This is a genomic window from Flavivirga eckloniae, from assembly GCF_002886045.1.
GTDB lineage: Bacteria > Bacteroidota > Bacteroidia > Flavobacteriales > Flavobacteriaceae > Flavivirga > Flavivirga eckloniae.
Genome location: NZ_CP025791.1, coordinates 2413488 through 2433690 on the forward strand (window position 1 = coordinate 2413488; position 20203 = coordinate 2433690).

The window sequence follows — 20203 nt, forward strand, 5'->3', positions numbered from 1 at the left end:
TTATAATTTTAATTGTATGTGAATTGTTTCTCTTTAATATTTTTTAGTCGATACTGAAAACCGAATCGATTACAGATTGCTGTCTTCTCTTATCTCGCGTACTCGACCCTGGTGCTGGCACCGAATTATACGGTCTGGATGCTACTTCTAACTTAACCAAATCCATACGTTGAGCCATAAAACTCCAAGCTCCCATATTTCTAGGCTCTTCTTGTGCCCAAACATACTTTTCTACATTTGGATACCTATCAATAACCTTCTGTATACTTTCTAAATGTAATGGGAACAATTGCTCAATTCTTACCAATGCAACATCCTCTCTTTGCAATGATTCTCTTGCTGCCAATAAATCGTAATAGAATTTACCAGTACAGAAAACCAGTTTTTTTACGTTTTTAGGGGCAATCGTATCATCAATAACTTCTTCAAATTTACCAGTTGCCAATTCATCCATAGACGATACTGCTTTTGGATGACGCAATAAACTCTTTGGTGTAAATACAACCAATGGTTTTCTAAAATCTCGTTTCATTTGACGACGCAACAGGTGGAAAAAGTTTGCTGGCGTAGTACAATCTGCAACAATCATATTATCCATACCACACAATTGTAAATAACGTTCTATTCTAGCCGATGAATGCTCAGATCCTTGCCCTTCATATCCATGAGGTAATAAAACTACTATTCCATTTTGTGCTTTCCATTTATCCTCTGCTGCCGATAAATATTGGTCGAAAATAATTTGAGCTCCATTACTAAAATCACCAAACTGGGCTTCCCATATGGTTAATGTATTCGGATTAGCCATGGCATAACCATAATCGAATCCAAGTACGCCATATTCAGATAAAAAGGAATTGTAGATATGCATTTCCCCTTTATTTTCAGGGTTTGTATTTAATAAGTTAATACGTTCTTCCGATATTTCATCACGCAAAATAGCATGACGATGGCTAAACGTTCCACGCTCTACATCCTGTCCCGAAATACGCACATTAAAGCCCTCTTCCATTAAACTACCATAAGCTAAAGTTTCGGCCATTCCCCAATCGAGAGTGTCTGTTTCAAAAGCCATCTTTTTACGTCCATCAAGAATTCTTTCCGCTTTACGTAAAAACTTAACCCCTTCCGGAACTGTTGATATTATTTTTGAAATACCTTCTAACTTATTCTTAGGGTACATGGTTTCTGCCGGTTCAAGCATGGCATCCAAACCTTTACGTTCAAATGCTTTCCATCGCTCTTGCATAAATTCCCTAACCTTAGAAGATTTTGCTTCTTTAGCTTTCGTATATTCCCTTTCCAACGTTTCTTTAAAATCTGCAACAATCTTATCTACATAAGCTTTATCTACAGTATTCTCGGCAATTAATCTGTCGGAGTATATTTTAAAGGGATTAGGGTGTTTTGATATGTATTTATATAAGTTTGGCTGTGTAAAACGGGGTTCGTCACCCTCATTATGACCATACTTACGATATCCTAATAAATCGATATACACATCTTTTTTATAGTGCATTCTATATTCCAAGGCCATCTCCACAGCATGTACAACAGCTTCAGCATCATCGGAATTAACATGTAAAACCGGCGATAAAGTTACTTTGGCAACATCGGTACAATACGTACTAGATCGCGCATCTAAATAATTGGTCGTAAAACCAACTTGGTTGTTAACTACAATATGAATAGTACCTCCAGTTTTATAGCCATTTAACTGACTCATCTGACTTACTTCATAAGCCACCCCTTGTCCAGCAATGGCAGCATCTCCATGTACTATAATGGGTACTATTTTTGAATTGTCACCATCATAATCGCTATCAATTTTAGCACGTGTAATACCCTCTGCAACTGGAGCCACAGTTTCTAAATGTGATGGGTTAGGAACCAAATTCATTTTTATGTCCTTACCGTTTTGGTAAGTTTTATCTAATGTTAGTCCTAGATGGTATTTAACATCCCCATCAATATTTGCATCCTCAAAATCTTTACCTTCAAACTCACTAAAAAGTTCATGTAATGGTTTTCTAAAAATATTAACCAACGTACTTAAACGTCCACGATGCGCCATTCCTAAAACACACTCTTTTACACCGTATTTTTCTACCGAATAAAAAAGTACATTACTAATGGCTGGTATTAAAGATTCTCCTCCTTCTAAAGAAAAACGTTTCTGCCCCACATATTTGGTTTGCAAAAAGTTTTCGAACGTAACGGCCTGATTTAATTTAGATAAAATATATTTTTTAGTTTCAACCGAGTACTGAGGGTGATTATCATTTTTATTAAGACGTTCTTGCCACCATTTAATAACCTCTGGATTACGCAAATACATGTACTCAACACCTATAGAATCACAATAAATCCTTTCTAGATGACTAATTATTTCACGTAACGTCTTTGCACCAATACCCAGAATATCTCCAGCATTGAAAACAGTATCTAAATCGTTTTCGTGCAAATCGAAATTTTCTAAATCTAAAGTTGGTGAATAACTTCTACGTGTTCTTACAGGATTTGTTTTGGTAAACAAATGACCTCGCATTCTGTATCCATCAATAAGCCTAACGACATTGAACTCTTTATGAACCTTTTCAGGGATTTGAGTAGAAACACCTTCTACAATCTCTCCGTTTAATCCATAGTTCTCACTACCAAAATCATACCCTTGAAAAAAAGCTCTCCAACTAGGTTCTACCGCATCGGGATTTTGTAAATATTGATCGTATAAATCAGCAAAATATGCTGTATGTGCTGCGTTTAAAAATGAAAATTTATCCATTGCTATTTTTAATCCCCTATAGGTTAGTCAAAATATTCCCCAAAAATACAACTTTTACTAAAATTAGATGTTTCTTTGACTATATTTATAACTGCATCATTTGCTTTTAATGAATATCTACTATTACCTGTTAATTTTTTAATGATTTTTAATTTTGATGAAGACATTCTATAACATTAATAAAAAAATAATCTTAATTATGCTATTTATGTTTTTTGGTATAAACCATGGAATAGCACAACAAAAGAACAGTTATTTTTGGAGCCATGTTCGCTTTGGTGGTGGTATTGGACTGGGTTTTGGTGACGGTTTTTTTTAGCGCAACTCTAGCTCCCAGTGCTATTTATAAGTTTGATGAAACTTTTGCCGCAGGCTTAGGTCTTAATGGAACTTTCGACAATCAAAAAAATGTTTACAAATCAACAATTTTAGGAGGTAGTATAATCGGTCTATTCAATATCATTAATGTGTTACAACTCTCTACCGAATTCGAACAACTTAATGTAAACCGGCGATATAATGTTAACGTAAATACTCCTAATGAAAACTATTGGTCTCCGGCCTTATTTATAGGTGCAGGATATAGAAATGGCAATGTAACCTTTGGAGTAAGGTACGACGTGTTACACGATAAAGACAAAAGCATCTATATAGATCCTTGGGCGCCTTTCGTAAGATTTTATTTTTAAAGAATACCTTATAGCTATAAGGGAAGAAAAGCTTTCCCTAATTTAACCTCTTCAACCAATGCTCTTATAGTTTTGTTTTTTAAACTATTCAATATCTGACTTCTCGAGGTTACTAATATACTATGCAACGGACAGGGTTTTTCTTCATTACACTTCTCTAAGCTCATCATACAGGAATTCAATTTTTTTTCACCATCTATAACGCTTACAATACTCATTATAGAATGGTTCATATTGATTTCATCTAAATAAAACCCTCCTTTTGGACCTCTTACAGACGACACAATACCCTTTTTAACCAATTCTTGTAATAATTTCGCTATATAAGCTTGTGGCACATTTATAGGTTGGGAAATATCCTTAGCCATAACCTTATTTTCTTCACTGGCATTCAAGGCTATAAACAATACAGCCTTAATTGCATATTTTGACGAATTCGATAACATAATCTAACAGCAATTATTTTAGAAACAAATATAAAAAGGATAATTATGTCCTTAATATGATTTTTGTCATATTTTATTGGTGTATAGGGTTTTAAATTTGTACCACAAAAATCTAAACCAATTATGAAAAAAGCACTAAACATTGTAATGGCACTATGTGTATCACTGCTAATAAGTTGTGGCGGAAAAGAAGAAAAAAAGAAAGAAGGATTCTCTTATGAGAAAAAAGCGCCGACAGAACAAAAAGCAAAAAAAGTTGAGTCTGAACCTGCATCTAAAAAAGTAGATTTAGCAAACAAAGGTATAGGTCCTATAACATCTTTAGAGCTCCCTTCGGATATCGACCAAACTATGGTAACCCATGGTGCAGATGTATTCAAAAAAATGTGTACCGCTTGCCACAGAGCAGATAAAAAATTTATTGGACCCTCTCCAAAAAATATTTTAGACAGACGTTCTCCTGAATGGGTTATGAACATGATACTGAATCCGGATGAAATGGTTCAAAAAGATCCATTAGCTAAAGCATTGCTTATTGAATTTAATGGTTCTCCTATGGCGAATCAAAACCTGTCTGAGGAAGATGCCAGAGCAGTATTAGAATATTTTAGAACATTAAAATAACGAACCTTATTTGTGTATAGCAAATAGCCCTACACTTAAAATATTTGCTATACAAATTATACCTGCCAATGAGCAGTACCGACCACTAACTAACAATAAATATTAACAGATGAAAACATTAAAGCACATCGTTCTTACATTACTGTGCATTATAGCATTTACAGCCTGTAAAAACGAAAACAAAGAAACCTCAACGAGTTCTAAACCAGAACAAGTAACACCAGAAAAAAAATCCGGACAAGCTTTTATTAAAGACGATGAGTCAAAACCAACTGTTTTACACATAGCTATCGGCTCTAAAGACCACACAACTTTAGTTGCAGCTGTTCAAGCAGCAGAACTTGAAAATGCTTTGGTAAATGCCGGACCACTAATGGTATTTGCACCAACAAACGAGGCCTTTGCTGCTTTACCTGAAGGTACTGTAGAAAATTTGTTAAAACCAGAAAACAAAGACGCTTTAGCTAATATTTTAAAATACCACGTAACTCCTGGAAACTACTCAAAGGATTTTCTTAAAAAGTTTAAAAAGTTAGGACAAGCCAACAATGGCTATGTGAAAGTAGAAGTTGTAGACGGAGAACCACTAATTGGCGGTGCTAAAATTATTGCAAGTGTACCAGCAGGTAATGGTATTGTACATGTTATAGACAAAGTATTATTACCCCCTACGGAATAACTAAAACACTAACTAAATTTAAAGGACAATGAAAAATATTTTAAAATCAACTGTTGCATTATTAAGTGTTCTTGTAGCATTTACAAGTTGTAATGACGCATCAAAATCTAATTCTGGAGCGCTTTCTAGTAGTGCCGCAGAAAAGGTTTATGTGGCTCCTGGAGAACACGACGAATTTTACGCCTTTATATCCGGCGGATTTAGCGGACAGCTTTCTGTTTACGGGTTACCTTCCGGACGTTTATTTAAAGTAATACCTGTATTCTCACAAGATGCCGAAAAAGCTTATGGGTATAATGAAGAAACAAAACCTATGTTAAATACCTCTCATGGTTTTGTGCCTTGGGACGATTCTCACCATCCAGACATTTCTCAAACTAATGGGGTAATAGATGGGCGTTGGGTATTTATTAATGGTAATAACACACCACGTATTGCAAGAATAGATTTATCTACTTTCGAAACTGCAGAAATTATTGAAGTTCCAAATAGTGCTGGTAACCATAGTTCTTCTTTCGTAACAGAAAACTCAGAATATGTTGTAGCAGGTACGCGTTTCTCTGTACCTATTCCGCAAAAGGATATGCCAATTAAAGATTACAAAGGAAACTTTAAAGGATCTTTATCTTTTATATCTATAGATCCGGAACACGGTCATATGGATATTAAATTCCAATTAATAATGCCTGGTTTCGATTACGATTTATCACACCCTGGTCGTGGAAAATCTCATGGTTGGTTTTTCTTTACAACTTACAATACAGAAGAAGCAAGTACGCTAATGGAAGTAAATGCATCTCAAAATGACAAAGATTTTATTGCCGCTGTTAACTGGAAAAAGATTGAAGAATATGTAAACAACGGTGGTGGTACTATGATGCCAACTAAGTATGCTCACAACATATACGACGAAGCAACTCATACCGCAACGTCAACAATGAAAAAAGAAGTACGTGTTGTAAATCCGTTAGACGTTCCTGGCGCTGTTTATTTCTTACCAACACCAAAATCTCCACACGGTTGTGATGTTGATCCTTCTGGTGAATATATTGTTGGTAACGGTAAACTATCTGCAAACTTAACAGTACACTCGTTTACTAAAATGTTAGATGCTATCGAAAACAATAAAGTAGCTGGAGATGCCTATGGTATTCCTATCTTAAATTTCGAAGATGTGTTAGCAGGTGTTGTAGAACAACCAGGTTTAGGCCCTTTACATACAGAATTTGATGGCAAAGGAAATGCATATACCACCTTCTTTATTTCTTCCGAAGTTGTAAAATGGAAACTAGGCACTTGGGAAGTTGTAGACAGACAACCTTGCTACTATTCTGTTGGTCATCTAATGATTCCAGGAGGAAACTCACAAAAACCATTCGGTAAATATGTAGTAGCCATGAATAAGATTACTAAAGACCGTTATTTACCAACAGGTCCAGAAGTAACACAATCTGCTCAGCTTTACGATATTTCTGGAGAGAAAATGGAGTTATTATTGGATTTCCCAACAGTTGGAGAGCCTCACTATGCTGCCGGATGTCCTGCAGACTTAATAAAACCACGCTCTAAAAAGCTTTTTAAACTAGAAGAAAACAAGCATCCGTACGCTACTTTAAACGAAGCAGATACAAAAGTTGTTAGAGACGGCAATGTCGTTCATATTTACATGACCACAATACGTAGCCACTTTGCACCAGATAATATTGAAGGCATAAAAGTTGGAGACAAAGTATATTTTCATATAACAAATTTAGAACAAGATTACGATGTACCTCACGGTGTAAGTATGATTGGGGCTAACACCTCAGAACTGCTAATTATGCCGGGGCAAACCGAAACCTTCTTATGGGAACCAAAAGAAATAGGTGTATGGCCCTTCTATTGTACAGATTTCTGTTCGGCATTACATCAGGAAATGCAAGGATATGTTCGTGTATCTCCTGCAAATGCCAACACACCATTAAAATGGTCGCTTGGTGAAGACATTGAATAATTAATTGGTTAATGACTTTAGGGAAATTTTGTTTTAGTGTTTATTTTCCTAATTTAAGGCGAGAGTAATCCACTTCGCTCTCGCCTTTCTTTTTAAAACACTAAAGAAGCTGCTGTCTAAAAAAGTCCTTGAATTGTCATTTTGAAGCAGTCGAAATACAGTCGCCGAGCGTAGTCGAGGCGAAGGCAGGAATCTTAAAATATTTGTCCAAATATTTGAATGTTCAATACTCTTGAGTAAAAAAATAAGAGTAATATCTTAAAGGATTAATAGTATAACTAAAAAAGAGATTCCTATTTTCATAGGAATTATAAAGATGAAAAGGTCAAATATCATCATGCTAATTGCAGCATTATTACCACTGGGATTATTCTTTTTTCCGCTTTGGAAAATAACGCTGGAAGCACCACAATACCCTATTCCGTTAGGAATGTATATTCATATTAATGATTTTTCTGATGTACACCCTCACGACATTAAAAACATTAATTTAATGAACCATTACGTGGGAATGAAATACATACCCGAAGCAATTCCCGAATTTAAAATTTTCCCTATTGGAATTATTGTTACAAGCATTTTGGGGTTAATCATAGCCCTTAAAGGCAATTATAAATGGTTCTTATCATGGTTTGTTTTAATGATTATTTTAAGCAGCGCTGGGCTTTACGATTTTTACCTATGGGAATACGACTATGGCCATGATCTAGATCCTAAAGCCATAATGAAATTTACAAACCCAGATGGAAGCGTTATGGGGTTCCAACCCCCTCTATTTGGAAGTAAAGACATTTTAAATTTTAGAGCGCATTCTTACCCAAGACTAGGTGCATTTTTCTTAGGATTAGGAATTGCAGCTTCTTTTATAGCCTATTTAATTGGAAAGAAGAACAATAAAAGAATTACTTCCTAAACGCTTACTAAAGGAAAGGTATTAAACACCAATTGTTAAAGTGTAAAGTCCCTTTTCTTTGGAAAGACTTAGGGATAAAAACACTAAAACATGAAAACACTAAAACGCTATTCAACAATATCATTATTGCTGCTGCTATGCTTTAGCTGTAATATTAAACCACAGGCTATTGATTATGGAAATGATGGTTGTCATTTTTGTAAAATGACTATCGTAGACAAAGTTCATGCCGCAGAAATCGTTACAACAAAAGGCAAAGTATATAAATTCGATGCTACAGAATGCATGGTTAATTTCATTGATGAATTTGACTCATCCGAAATCCAACTCTATTTATCCAATAACTATAAAGAACCCGAAGCGTTAATAGACGCTACACAAGCCACGTTCTTAATAAGCAAAAACATACCCAGTCCCATGGGTGCATTTCTATCGGCTTTTAAATCTGAAGAAGATGCTAAAAAAACTCAAGCAGAAAAAGGAGGAAAACTATATAATTGGAACGAGTTATTAGCTCATTTTAAAAGCTAGTTTATAAAATGGTCCTTAATAACAAAGCTTATTATTAAGTCTAATTTAAGAGCGAATGACCTCCAGTGTAGAAAACAGTTATATTTAAACAGATGAAAAATTTATTGCTTTTTTTCTCAGCCATTTTAATGGCCTACCCAACATATGCTCAAAATATTGAGGTTTGCAATACATGCCCTGTTTCAAGCTTAAAAGAAGCTATATCTTTAGCTAAAGATTTTGATACTATCTTGATTAAAAAAGGCACTTATAAAGAACATAACATATTAGTAAACAAACCGCTAACTATTATAGGCGAAAACTACCCGGTGATTGATGGGGAGTTAAAAGGCGAAATAATAACTGTTAGTGCAGATAATGTAACTGTTGATGGCTTATTCATCATAAATGTAGGCACAAGTTATACAGAAGATTATGCCGCCATTCGAGTAAGAAGAAGCAAGAATTTTGTAATTCAAAATTTAGTTTTAGAAAAGCTCTTTTTTGGGATTTATCTGGAAAAATCACGAGACGGAAAAGTGTTTCATAACAAGATTATAGGAGAAGCTGTAGAAGAATATAATTCCGGAAATGGTATTCAATTATGGTACAGTAACAATGTGGTAATCGAACACAACTTCGTGCAACACGTACGCGATGGTATTTATTTAGAATTCTCCGACGATTGCTTAATAAAAAACAATGTTAGTGCAGAAAACTTACGCTACGGTTTACATTTTATGTTTTCTAATAACGACATCTATCAAGATAATACATTTGAAAAAAATGGTGCTGGTGTTGCAGTTATGTTTTCTAAAAAAATAAAGATGTTAAATAATACCTTTAAAGAAAACTGGGGAACGGCATCCTATGGTATGCTTTTAAAAGAAATAAACGACTCAGAAATTATAGGCAACACCTTTGAAGAGAACACCATTGGTATTAACATTGAAGGCTCAAACCGTATGGTTTATAAAAACAACAACTTTATTAATAACGGTTGGGCGATTAAAGTTCGTGGTGCATGCTACACAAATAACTTTGTAGAAAATAATTTTTTATATAACTCTTTCGATATCTCATACAACAGTAAAGTAAACGATAATGTTTTTAATAAAAACTACTGGTCGAGTTACACAGGTTACGATTTAGATAAAGATGGCATTGGTGACGTACCCTACAGACCCGTAAAACTATTTTCATACATTGTAAACAGAACACCAGAAACAATTATTCTATTACGCAGTTTATTTATAGATGTTATTGATTTTTCCGAAAAAGTTTCGCCTGTTTTTACGCCCGATAATTTATTAGACAATAACCCATTAACAAAAAAGATAACATGGTAAGTATTGAAAATCTACATAAAAAGTTTAACAAAAATGTTGTGCTTAGCGGGGTAGACTTAAGCATTACCGAAGGAGGTATTTTTGCTATTTTGGGGCCTAATGGCTCTGGAAAAACAACACTTATCAAATCTATTTTGGGCATGGTTATTCCTAACGAAGGAACCATTAATGTGCTTGGAGAAAATATTAAAAACAGTTCCAGTTATAGGCATAAAATTGACTATTTACCACAAATCGCCAATTTTCCCAATAACCTAAAAGTTAAGGAACTCATTAAAATGATAAAAGATTTACGTGGAAAAACCAATGAAGACCAACGCTTAATCGAACTCTTTACATTAGAGCCTTTTCTAGATAAAAAACTTGGTAACCTTTCTGGTGGTACTAAGCAAAAAGTAAATCTGGTTTTAACCTTTATGTTCGACAGTCCTCTAATTATTTTAGATGAACCAACAACAGGTTTAGACCCTATTTCACTCATCCGATTAAAAGATTTAATACAGAAAGAAAAAGCTAAAGGAAAAACCATTCTTATAACCTCACATATTATGAGTTTTGTCGAGGAGGTTTCAGATGAAATAGTCTTTCTTTTAGAAGGTCAAATTTACTTTAAGGGTACAATAGCAGCATTAAAAAGTAAAACCAATCAACCAGATTTTGAACATGCCATTGCATCTATATTAACTTAAAGAAATTAGGTCTCGACTGCGATCGACCTGACAATCAGCGTATAAAATGTCCCCTCGAGCGCAGTCGAGAGGTTTGTAAATTGAAACAAAATCATGCTTAAAATATTAAAATATAGTTTTTTCGATTTAATGCGTAGCCGCTGGAGTTATGTATACTTCACTTTTTACTTGTTACTGGGAATCGTTTTGCTGTTTCTTAATAATGATTTATCAAAAGCCGTTATCACCTTAATGAATGTTATTATCGTGCTAGTACCGCTTATAGGAACCATTTTTGGAGTAATGTATTATTATAACTCCAAAGAATTTACAGAGCTGTTACTCGCTCAGCCCTTAAAACGTTCTTCCATATTTCTGGGGCAGTACCTGGGTGTAGCCATCTCTCTATCCATGAGTTTAGTTTTAGGACTAGGTATTCCATTTATCGCTTATGGCTTATTTAAATCGAATGCCATCTGGGGTTTTTCCCTGTTGTTAATTACAGGAACATTTTTAACATTCATCTTTACAGCATTAGCATTTAACATCGCACTAACTAACGAAAACAAAATTAAAGGTTTTGGATATGCCATCTTGGTCTGGCTATTTTTAGCTATTATTTACGATGGTTTATTTTTAATGACTCTGATTCTGTTTGAAGATTATCCATTAGACAAACTATCATTAGTAGGCACAATGCTAAACCCCATAGATTTATCGCGAACACTTATTTTGTTAAAACTAGATATCTCGGCGTTACTAGGATACACTGGAGCTGTTTTTAAAAAATTCTTTGGCACCAATTTCGGGCTCATCATATCCTTTATAATGCTAACCATATGGGTGATTTTGCCCGTATTACGAATTGTATTTAAATCAAGAAAAAAGGATTTTTAACTTATATGACTTATGAGACATTTGATATTTATATTTCTAATTGTTGTTACCTACAGCTGTAAAGACAACAAAGTAGAAATCAAAACAGACCCAGCACTTGAAGAATTAGTATTAGACAAAGGAAACCCATGGCTCGTAAACAACGAAACGCACATAGGTATTACCAAAATGGACGCTTTAATTAAAGATTTCAACAAGTCGAAAGATAAAGACTATGTAAACTTAGGTGAATTACTATCAAAACAAACCAGCTATATCATTAAAAAATGCTCTATAAAAGGGAAAGCTCACGATCAGTTACATATTGTTGTAATACCGATGCTAGACGAAATTTCCATCCTTAAAGAAAATAAAGAAACAGCTATAAAAAAAGCAGCATTATTAAAGCTTCAAATATACATAAACAAGTATTTTCAGTACTTCACAATTGAATGACATGAATCATATTTACTTAGATAAAAATATTATAAATTTGCGCCCATGATTAAGGTTTTTATACATAAGATCGTAGCGCTATTTTTGGTGATTATGTTATTGGCACATAACATTAACACCTTGGCAATTATTGGTGATTTTATTATTAACCAAGACCTCATCGCCAAAACCTTATGTATTCAAAAAGAGAACCAACAAGGCTGTCAAGGTAAATGTCACTTAAAAGATCAATTGGCAAAAAACAATCCCGATACCAATAGCAAAATTCCTTCTCAAGAAAGCAAAAGAGTAGAACTTGATATTTATTGTCTTTTTACTTCAGGCATATCAAGTATTCACTCAAAAAAATTCATATTACCCCGAGTTAACTTTCCATATAACTCATCTAAAGTCATAAAAACACTCCTAGAGGTAGAAACGCCTCCTCCGATGTTTAGTTAATTTTTTTCGCTACAAAACCTCTATGGGTTTTATCTATTCTTCTGGCTCATACAAATGGGCGAGGCAGACCTTTTACGTATTTAAAAAAATTAAAAACATCAAAAATGAAACTAAAGTATATATTACCACTTTTATTTATAACCCTTTTTACAACAGCCTGCTCTAACGACGACGATGAAACACCAACAGATGAAATTGAAAATCTAGTCAAAATTCAAGAAATCGCAAATAACGACCATACTATCGAATTGTATAACAAAAATGGGAAGTTTAAAACAGGTTATAATAGTGTATCCATTAGAGTTAAAGACAATACCGACGATTCTTATTTTGAAAATGCAAGCATTTCATGGATGCCAATGATGGACATGCAAACCATGCAGCATTCCTGCCCAAGATCGGCAATCACAAAAATAGCAGATAAAAACACCGTATATCAAGGAACTGTAGTATACCAAATGACTGGCACCAATGGTTCTGGATGGTCGTTAACATTTAATTACACTGTAAATGGCAAAGACTACTCGGCAACAGATACTATTACTGTAACACAATCTGAAAAACAAAACGCAGCAGTTTTTATGGGAAGCGACGACACCCGTTATATCGTAGCGCTTATTGAACCAAAGGATCCTATAATTGGAATTAATGATCTTATGGTTGGATTATACAAAATGGAAAGTATGATGTCCTTTCCAGTTGTAAAAGACTATTCCATCATGTTAGACCCTAGAATGCCAGGAATGGGCAATCACAGTTCCCCTAACAATACAGATTTAAGTTATAAAGCAACAAATACCATGTATCAGGGTGACTTATCGTTAACAATGACGGGATTTTGGGTACTTAACTTAAAACTAAAAAATAGCGAAGGCACTATTTTAAAAGGTGAAGATGTTACAACATCTAACGAAAAAAGCTCTCTATACTTAGAGTTGGAATTTTAACGATTTAGTATAAAAAATGTCATTCAGAGGCCTGCCTGCAGGCAGGCAGGGAGGAACGACCGAAGAATCTAAAGAGATTCCTTCTCCTTATTAGAATTAATTAAAGCCGAAAGGCTCAATACAAGTCACTCTGAATGACATTTTTAAACGCTTTCAACTTGATAATACGTGTATCATGAAAAAAATCTTTATAATAAGTATTTGCTGCTTTTGTAGTTACAATATTTTTTCTCAGGAGTATATTGTAGAAAAAGACACAACCAAACTCCAAGAAACTATTATTATAGCACAACGCAAATTAAGCAACTATCGACAAGAAAAAACCTTGTCGAGTATTGATGCTTATTTAGAAAAAGCCAATCAGGTAACCATGATAAAACGAGGGAATTATGCCTGGGAGCCTTCGCTAAACAACATGGTAAGTGACAGATTGAATGTAACCATAGATGGTATGCAGATTTTTGGTGCCTGTACCGATAAAATGGATCCCATTACATCGTATGTTGATGTTTCTAATCTTGAACAGGTAAACATAAATTCCGGACAAGAAGGTACCGAAAACGGACATTGTGTTGGGGGTGGTATCGATTTACAAATCGCACCATCAAAGTTCCATAATTCAGGTTTAAAAACCAGTGTAGATTTAGGGTACGAAACTAATGGTAATTATAAGGTTGCTGGTTTAGATGTAGAGTATTCTGGCAATAAATTTTACTTGAACACAGACGCCATATTTCGTGAATCGGACAATTATGATGCTGGAGACAACAAAGAAATACTGTATTCTCAATTTCAAAAATACAATATCTCTCTCCAAGGAGGTTATCAGTTGGCTAACAACCATGTGTTAGAAGCAAATGTTATATATGATAAGGCTACAGACGTTGGTTACCCGGCCTTACCAATGGATGTTTCTTTAGCCGAAGCATTAATAACATCGGTAACCCACAATTATAAAAACGCAGATGCTAAGATAAAATCATTAGAGTCTAAACTTTACTTTAACACCATAACACATATTATGGACGATAGTAAACGCCCCGACGTACCAATAAGAATGGATATGCCCGGGTGGAGCGATACCTACGGGTTTTACAGTAAAGCCTCCCTCGCAGAAAAAAAGCATCATATCCGTATCAACCTCAACGGGTTTTATAATAGGTCGTTAGCAGAAATGACCATGTACCCTAACGATCCAAACCAACCTGATATGTTTATGTACACCTGGCCAGATATTAGGACACTTTATACAGGCTTGTACCTAAACGATAATATTGCTTTAAATGCTCAAGAATCGATTTCTGGAACATTAAGGTTGGGATTCCATCAAAACAAAATAGCAAAACAAGTGGGTGTTGAAAGTTTACAAATTTTTCACCCAAATACAAGCGACTCAAAAAATCGTTTTCTATTAAGCCTTTCTGGGGCATATACCATTAAAAAAAGTATGTTCGATGCATCTTTGGGACTTGGTTACGGCGAAAGAGCACCATCAGTAAGTGAAGGCTATGGTTTTTTCCTATTCAACAGTTTTGATAGATATGATTATATAGGTAATCCCAATTTAAAAAATGAAAAAGCTTTAGAATTTAATACCAGAATAAACTTCAAAATCAATAACTTAAAACTAGGTGTCACCTCATCCTTCTTTCATATTTCAAATTATATTATTGGAGAAATCGACGATACTGCCAGCCCCATGACTATTGGAGCAAATGGCGTAAGACTGTACAATGCCCTAAACAATGCTTCCATTTTCGATGTATACCTTAACACGAGCTACGGTTTTTCAAAAAAAGTATCATTCAATAGTTCCGTTGGGTATAACTATGGAGTAGGAAGCAATAAGGAAAACCTACCTTTAATCAGGCCCCTTTCCTATGTTGCCGAAATAAATTACAATACCAAAAAATTTAATGCGGCATTACAACTAGAAGGCAATGGTAATCAAAGTAAATACAGTAGTTTTTATGGTGAAGACGAAACACCAACCTATGCTGTTTTAAACCTTAATCTGGGTAACATGTTCCACTTAAAACAGCACAAATTGGTTTTTAAATATGGTGTTGAGAATATTTTGGACACCAACTACTCCACCTATGCCGATTGGAACAATATACCAAGGCAAGGCAGGAACTTTTATTTAAATGCTTCTTATATTCTTTTTTAGATGGAATAGTTTTTATATTTTAGTTTGTTTGCTGTTAAGGCACAAGTTGCATACTTGCGCTCAATGTCATTAAGTTAAGGGTTTATCATAAGCTATCTTTTTGGTTTTTAGATATTTTAGGTTTGATACGAGAGCGATATTTTCCTGAATTTCGTTCAAAAGAGCGATTTGGTCTTATGGGTATTTGGTTTTCTTTAAATATTTACAAACTTATTAGGGATATTCAAAACCAAATTCAATCCTTTTAATTGTATTATCTGTGAAATAATACTTTGCAGAATACATCGGCATATTATACTCTTTTAAAAAAGAATTGTTGAAGTCGTCTAAAACAAAAGACAATAATTTGTCTCCTTGTATAAGCTTAAAGTTCTCTGATAAATATTTGCTTTCTATGACCTCCTTTTTTACTCCAAGAGCTATACCATTGTTAGTCTTAAATATAGCTTCCGCGATTTTAAATACATTTTCACCTTTAGGGATAGTAGCTCGATCAATTTGTTCTAAAATGAAATAGCTTACTTGATTTTTATTGCTTCCCGGATAAAATAGCAAAGTAAGCTTTTGCGTGTTGTCTTTATTTAAAATAATCAATTCAGGAAATTCACTTTTTCCATTTTCTATAAAAACTGGACTACTAATTACGTTTAAAAGACTTTTGCTATCTAAAAGATTTATTTTATTTATTGAAGTTTCAATAGCAAATTGTAACTCTTCGTTACCCTTCATTCGGTTGCTGATTTCAGTATCTTGCTTTTTATTTGTTAGCGTATCTTTAATATTGACTTTGCTTATATTATCAATACTAGCTTTTTCTTTGGTTTCAGTTTTACAAGAGAAACAAATAAGCATAATACATACTAATAAAAATTTAGTTTTAATTACCATCATTATTTGGATTGTTTGTAATATTAACGTTCACATTAATACTTGTATTATTACTTAAATAATTATTTACTCTTGTTCTAAAATCTCTTAATCCAGTAGCTCCACATGTTAAACCAATACAACCTAATGTCCCTGCTGTTCCTCCATCTGGATGAAACCTTAACAAATCTCTACTTGTAGTAAAAGTTGGATTTACATCAAAAGTAAAACCTACTCCATGATTCGCATAAGAGCCAGTTCTATTATCTCTTAAATTATTAGTAGTATAATCTCCATTTTCAAGTGAACCATTTCCCCAAGGACCTGATATAGCTGTCCAACTTTTATCTGTTAATGTTTTTCCATTTGCATATGAAGAAGTTAATGTTACATCTCCTGAAGCCCATTCTTTATTAGCATTACTTGGAAAAGTTTCCATTGAACCTGTAAAACTTAAAGACTTACTTGATAAAGCTGAAAATTCTTTAACAGGGGATTTATTATTATCAACTGAAAAGAAAGTAGCTCCTTCAGTTCCCGCGCTATTATTACCCTGTATTGCACCACTAGCAACAGTACCTTCTTTAGCTGTCATAGAAAAACCTGTAATCCCTTCAGTGACAAACCCTTTCGTATTTATAACACCACGTGCCATACTATAATCGTATCCTGCCCAATTATAATTAGCTATTTGGTCTGAATTCGGTGCTATATTATTACCATCAGCATTAACAGGCTGCCATTCTAAACCTTCTAATTCATTTCCATCAATAACTCTATTTTCTGCAAAATTATAAACACCATTATATCTATAATCTTCCGCTAGGGGGTCTATTGAAATGAATCTACCAATAGCAGGGTCACTAAATCTATACTTCCATTCATGTAAATTTAAACCAAGTTCATCGTGCCACTCCTGACCTTGATAAGTTTTGTACTTGTATTCTACGCCATTTACAACATTATTATACCCTTTATGTTTAAGTCCAAAAGGATAGTAGTTGTTCTCCTCCAGTATTTCAGAAGAAGCTACGCTACCATTATCGTTACTATCTTTATAACTCAACCTTATATTTCCCAGATGATCTTTGTATTGATATACATAATCGAAACCTTGCGACAGATCAAATTGGTTTTTTGGCTCCAAATAACCTTCGGAATGGTTAAAGAATTTCAATATTGTATTGTTCCTTTGTGATTCGTATATATAGTTTCCAGCATATAAAGTAACAGTGCCACCGCCAGCAGTAGGCAGGTTAACTCTCTTGAGTATTTTTATACCTGTAGCGTCATAAGTATAATCTATAGACCGTCCAAAACCAAAATCAACCTTGGTTGGTAGGTTTAAATGATTATATTCTATGCTGATAATTCCTTTATTAGTATCGGTTAACAAATTACCATTCACATCATAAGTGTAATCATCAGAAATATCCGAAGCCTTATCTACAGCGTCATCCTTGAACCCGTACTTGTCCGTAGCTGCAGCATCAGATACTTTTAAAAGCTTGTTCGAATTGGTTTGGTAGGTATAGCTCAGTTGATCCATGGTTCCAAAATGGGTATTATTGCTTGCAACAGGGTTGTCAACTACATGACCCGTTCTGGTAAAGTTAGTAATATTTCCGTTCTTGTCATATAGAACGTTGATCAAATTATAATGTCCCGAATTATCCGTTGCATTAGTAATTCTATTCAGGGCGTCATATTGATAGTTATAGGTCTTTAGACTGGGATCCGTATTGGCGGTCCTCCACTGTGTCGAGCTTATGTTGCCATTATATAACGGATTAGCGCCCTCGTTATAGCCGATCTTAACCCCGAACAGATCATTGCCTAAAATAGCAGGATCGTTGATCTGTTTTAACCAGCCTCTTACATTATATGCATAGTTTACGGTTTGCAATCTGGTAGTACTAGATGATTTACCTCCAACGCCTTTTATTGTCAATTGTCCAAGATTGTTGTAAGTATTATCTACTATGGTCTCTTGACCCAGATCATTAATGGTCTGCTTTTGCCTTAGTAACCTACCTTCATGGTCGTATACGAAAGTGTCTATGGCTGTAATGGTGGATTGACCTGTTTTAACATGTGTAGTTGTTGACTCTGTAACTTGTCCCGCAAAGTTTATTCGATTTTTAGCTTTGTCCGTTGTTTTTAAATAATCATTAAAACTATAGATATATATGGGTCTGGACTTGTTATCGTAATAGGTTACCGTAGTGATCCATGTGTTCGATCCTAAAACTCTAACTTTACTCCCCGTTGTAAGCCCTTTTGCATTTGTAATTGGCGTTATATCATATGAGGTCTCAGGGTTACCGGATACTTTGTCGAAAGTATAGTTGTCGTAGTAATTAATGGTTAAAATCTGCGAGCCTCTTGTTTGGTTATAAATTGGGACCATATTATAGTACAATGTGGTTCCGTTATAAAGGATGCCCGTTTCTCTCTTGCTCACGGAAACACTACTGTTTTGGTCGGCATAAGCTTGCACATCTATATTTGTTGCGTCGGGAAGGGAACATTTTCCTTTATATGCCACTCTTCCAAAAGCATCGTAATATGTAAACAACCATTCCTCATTGGTTCTTTGGTTGGCATCTTGGGTCATTATCGGCCTATCCAATTTGTCATATATGATATACTCTTTGCCTTTGCCCGGAATTTTCTTTTCAACCAACCTATTCCTAAGATCATATTTGTATTGATAACACAGTTCTGATAATTCTGTTAGGGATATTCCATCGGAGGTATCCACTTTAGGAGGAATAACATAGGTAAGGTTTCCAAAATCGTCATACACGTAATGGGTGTCATGAGGTATATTGGTTTGAGATACCCCATTGACCATTGAGGTAACATAGGTACGCTTTAAAACTACTTGTCCCTGTTTGTTCTTGAACTCTTCTGTAGTATGGGCCTTAGAGGATGTCCCATCATGGTTTTCGTCTTTGGTTATGGTTTTAAAGAGTGATCCTGCTGGATAGTTCGTGGTGCCTCCTGTTAATGTTGGAGCATAGATATTATTTGCAAAAATTAAGCTTACACCATATTGTTTAACTTCCGTTCCTGTATTGGTATTATAGCCAAACTCTATTTCTTTCCCTCCGCCTAGTTTCCAGTCCTTGCCAGGAGCTGCTTGTTTTAAGACCCGATTTAAAGGGGAAGCTTCCAGATTTTTTTGGGAATAGGCATTGATGTCTGGAAGGGTCACTTCTGTAAAGTCATTGCTATAGTTGTCCTTATAGTACTGTTTCGTTGCTGTTGCCCTGTTCCCTCGGTATGCACCGACACTGCCCGTTATTTCGTGGTAAGATAGCCAGTCCTTGTCCTGTCTGCCAAAGGCATCGTACTCTATATGGGTAATGATATCTTTTTTATCGGGAGCAGACTTGATACCGATGTTCTGTATCGGCCTGCCTATACCGTCGAAATAGGTGACTTGTTCTACAACATCGCCTTCCCTAGCAGTAGTTGCTTTAAAAGAAGTCATCGGGGCTTGGAAATTACGTGTAAATACATAGTTCTGATTACTGCCTAGTGAAACACCTGTATATGAGTCGGTTGTAGTGGTATGTTCGACTATTTCTGCCGTAAAAGTACTCCCGTTCTTGATCCATACATTTGGCTTTAGGATAATAGACTGTGTTGCTTTTAGCTCTACCTTACCAGAAGCTGCACTTATGGTGTAATCGCCTTTTTCTATAATCGTTTCTCGGGCTTGCGACAGGGCTGTTTGGGATATGAGTAACAGCAAAAGGATATAAATGTATTCTCTCATGGG

General features: G+C 34.8%; 17 protein-coding genes. 13 read left to right on the forward strand and 4 right to left on the reverse strand.

Going from position 1 to position 20203, the window contains the following annotated elements:
• Positions 1–43: 43 nt before the first annotated feature.
• Positions 44–2785, reverse strand: a complete 2742-nt coding sequence (locus C1H87_RS09815; RefSeq protein ID WP_102755635.1) for a 2-oxoglutarate dehydrogenase E1 component — start codon at positions 2783–2785, stop codon at positions 44–46.
• Between the two features lie 266 nt (positions 2786–3051).
• Between C1H87_RS09815 and C1H87_RS09820 the strand changes: the two genes are divergently transcribed.
• Positions 3052–3474 (forward strand): alpha-ketoglutarate decarboxylase, encoded by a 423-nt coding sequence (locus C1H87_RS09820; RefSeq protein ID WP_233783415.1) that lies wholly within the window; start codon positions 3052–3054, stop codon positions 3472–3474.
• A gap of 14 nt (positions 3475–3488) precedes the next feature.
• On the opposite strand, the gene C1H87_RS09825 is transcribed toward C1H87_RS09820, so the two are convergent.
• Positions 3489–3920, reverse strand: a complete 432-nt coding sequence (locus C1H87_RS09825) for an RrF2 family transcriptional regulator (RefSeq protein ID WP_102755636.1) — start codon at positions 3918–3920, stop codon at positions 3489–3491.
• Positions 3921–4043: 123 nt separating this feature from the next.
• Between C1H87_RS09825 and C1H87_RS09830 the strand changes: the two genes are divergently transcribed.
• The 12 genes from C1H87_RS09830 to C1H87_RS09885 all read left to right on the forward strand — a co-directional run bounded on the left by C1H87_RS09830 (position 4044) and on the right by C1H87_RS09885 (position 15546).
• Entirely contained in the window at positions 4044–4544 is a 501-nt protein-coding gene (locus C1H87_RS09830) for a c-type cytochrome (protein WP_102755637.1), read from the forward strand.
• A 109-nt stretch (positions 4545–4653) separates the two neighbouring features.
• Positions 4654–5223, forward strand: a complete 570-nt coding sequence (locus tag C1H87_RS09835) for a fasciclin domain-containing protein (protein ID WP_102755638.1) — start codon at positions 4654–4656, stop codon at positions 5221–5223.
• Between the two features lie 28 nt (positions 5224–5251).
• The gene (gene nosZ, locus C1H87_RS09840; RefSeq protein ID WP_102755639.1) at positions 5252–7216 is read left to right on the forward strand and encodes a Sec-dependent nitrous-oxide reductase; all 1965 of its coding nucleotides are present in this window, start codon (positions 5252–5254) and stop codon (positions 7214–7216) included.
• Positions 7217–7532: 316 nt separating this feature from the next.
• Positions 7533–8129 (forward strand): hypothetical protein, encoded by a 597-nt coding sequence (locus C1H87_RS09845; protein WP_102755640.1) that lies wholly within the window; start codon positions 7533–7535, stop codon positions 8127–8129.
• Positions 8130–8219: 90 nt separating this feature from the next.
• The gene (locus C1H87_RS09850; protein ID WP_102755641.1) at positions 8220–8660 is read left to right on the forward strand and encodes a nitrous oxide reductase accessory protein NosL; all 441 of its coding nucleotides are present in this window, start codon (positions 8220–8222) and stop codon (positions 8658–8660) included.
• 92 nt (positions 8661–8752) lie between these two features.
• On the forward strand, positions 8753–9988 hold the full coding sequence (locus tag C1H87_RS09855) for a nitrous oxide reductase family maturation protein NosD (protein ID WP_233783417.1): 1236 nt from the start codon (positions 8753–8755) through the stop codon (positions 9986–9988).
• On the forward strand, positions 9982–10677 hold the full coding sequence (locus C1H87_RS09860; RefSeq protein ID WP_102755642.1) for an ABC transporter ATP-binding protein: 696 nt from the start codon (positions 9982–9984) through the stop codon (positions 10675–10677). The genes C1H87_RS09855 and C1H87_RS09860 overlap by 7 nt, the downstream gene beginning before the upstream one ends.
• A gap of 93 nt (positions 10678–10770) precedes the next feature.
• On the forward strand, positions 10771–11553 hold the full coding sequence (locus C1H87_RS09865; RefSeq protein ID WP_102755643.1) for an ABC transporter permease: 783 nt from the start codon (positions 10771–10773) through the stop codon (positions 11551–11553).
• Positions 11554–11565: 12 nt separating this feature from the next.
• Positions 11566–11988: a hypothetical protein gene (locus tag C1H87_RS09870; protein WP_102755644.1), complete on the forward strand. Its 423-nt coding sequence runs from the start codon at positions 11566–11568 to the stop codon at positions 11986–11988.
• Positions 11989–12033: 45 nt separating this feature from the next.
• Positions 12034–12429 carry a hypothetical protein gene (locus C1H87_RS09875; RefSeq protein ID WP_158655177.1) on the forward strand — a complete coding sequence of 132 codons (396 nt, stop codon included), beginning with the start codon at positions 12034–12036 and terminating at the stop codon, positions 12427–12429.
• Positions 12430–12533: 104 nt separating this feature from the next.
• Positions 12534–13376: a hypothetical protein gene (locus C1H87_RS09880; protein ID WP_102755646.1), complete on the forward strand. Its 843-nt coding sequence runs from the start codon at positions 12534–12536 to the stop codon at positions 13374–13376.
• A 175-nt stretch (positions 13377–13551) separates the two neighbouring features.
• Positions 13552–15546, forward strand: a complete 1995-nt coding sequence (locus C1H87_RS09885) for a TonB-dependent receptor plug domain-containing protein (protein ID WP_102755647.1) — start codon at positions 13552–13554, stop codon at positions 15544–15546.
• Between the two features lie 213 nt (positions 15547–15759).
• On the opposite strand, the gene C1H87_RS09890 is transcribed toward C1H87_RS09885, so the two are convergent.
• Entirely contained in the window at positions 15760–16437 is a 678-nt protein-coding gene (locus C1H87_RS09890) for a hypothetical protein (protein WP_102755648.1), read from the reverse strand.
• On the reverse strand, positions 16424–20200 hold the full coding sequence (locus C1H87_RS09895; RefSeq protein WP_158655178.1) for a DUF6443 domain-containing protein: 3777 nt from the start codon (positions 20198–20200) through the stop codon (positions 16424–16426). The genes C1H87_RS09890 and C1H87_RS09895 overlap by 14 nt, the downstream gene beginning before the upstream one ends.
• Positions 20201–20203: the final 3 nt, after the last annotated feature.

What these genes read in the sequence shown, in the direction of transcription:
- C1H87_RS09850 (WP_102755641.1), top strand. Translation starts at nt 8,220, where the DNA reads ATGAAAACACTAAAACGCTATTCAACAATATCATTATTGCTGCTGCTA.
- C1H87_RS09820 (WP_233783415.1), top strand. Translation starts at nt 3,052, where the DNA reads ATGTTCGCTTTGGTGGTGGTATTGGACTGGGTTTTGGTGACGGTTTTT.
- C1H87_RS09845 (WP_102755640.1), top strand. Translation starts at nt 7,533, where the DNA reads ATGAAAAGGTCAAATATCATCATGCTAATTGCAGCATTATTACCACTG.
- C1H87_RS09830 (WP_102755637.1), top strand. Translation starts at nt 4,044, where the DNA reads ATGAAAAAAGCACTAAACATTGTAATGGCACTATGTGTATCACTGCTA.
- C1H87_RS09835 (WP_102755638.1), top strand. Translation starts at nt 4,654, where the DNA reads ATGAAAACATTAAAGCACATCGTTCTTACATTACTGTGCATTATAGCA.
- C1H87_RS09890 (WP_102755648.1), bottom strand. Translation starts at nt 16,437, where the DNA reads ATGATGGTAATTAAAACTAAATTTTTATTAGTATGTATTATGCTTATT.
- C1H87_RS09855 (WP_233783417.1), top strand. Translation starts at nt 8,753, where the DNA reads ATGAAAAATTTATTGCTTTTTTTCTCAGCCATTTTAATGGCCTACCCA.
- C1H87_RS09815 (WP_102755635.1), bottom strand. Translation starts at nt 2,785, where the DNA reads ATGGATAAATTTTCATTTTTAAACGCAGCACATACAGCATATTTTGCT.
- C1H87_RS09885 (WP_102755647.1), top strand. Translation starts at nt 13,552, where the DNA reads ATGAAAAAAATCTTTATAATAAGTATTTGCTGCTTTTGTAGTTACAAT.
- C1H87_RS09865 (WP_102755643.1), top strand. Translation starts at nt 10,771, where the DNA reads ATGCTTAAAATATTAAAATATAGTTTTTTCGATTTAATGCGTAGCCGC.
- C1H87_RS09870 (WP_102755644.1), top strand. Translation starts at nt 11,566, where the DNA reads ATGAGACATTTGATATTTATATTTCTAATTGTTGTTACCTACAGCTGT.
- nosZ (WP_102755639.1), top strand. Translation starts at nt 5,252, where the DNA reads ATGAAAAATATTTTAAAATCAACTGTTGCATTATTAAGTGTTCTTGTA.
- C1H87_RS09860 (WP_102755642.1), top strand. Translation starts at nt 9,982, where the DNA reads ATGGTAAGTATTGAAAATCTACATAAAAAGTTTAACAAAAATGTTGTG.
- C1H87_RS09875 (WP_158655177.1), top strand. Translation starts at nt 12,034, where the DNA reads ATGATTAAGGTTTTTATACATAAGATCGTAGCGCTATTTTTGGTGATT.
- C1H87_RS09895 (WP_158655178.1), bottom strand. Translation starts at nt 20,200, where the DNA reads ATGAGAGAATACATTTATATCCTTTTGCTGTTACTCATATCCCAAACA.
- C1H87_RS09880 (WP_102755646.1), top strand. Translation starts at nt 12,534, where the DNA reads ATGAAACTAAAGTATATATTACCACTTTTATTTATAACCCTTTTTACA.
- C1H87_RS09825 (WP_102755636.1), bottom strand. Translation starts at nt 3,920, where the DNA reads ATGTTATCGAATTCGTCAAAATATGCAATTAAGGCTGTATTGTTTATA.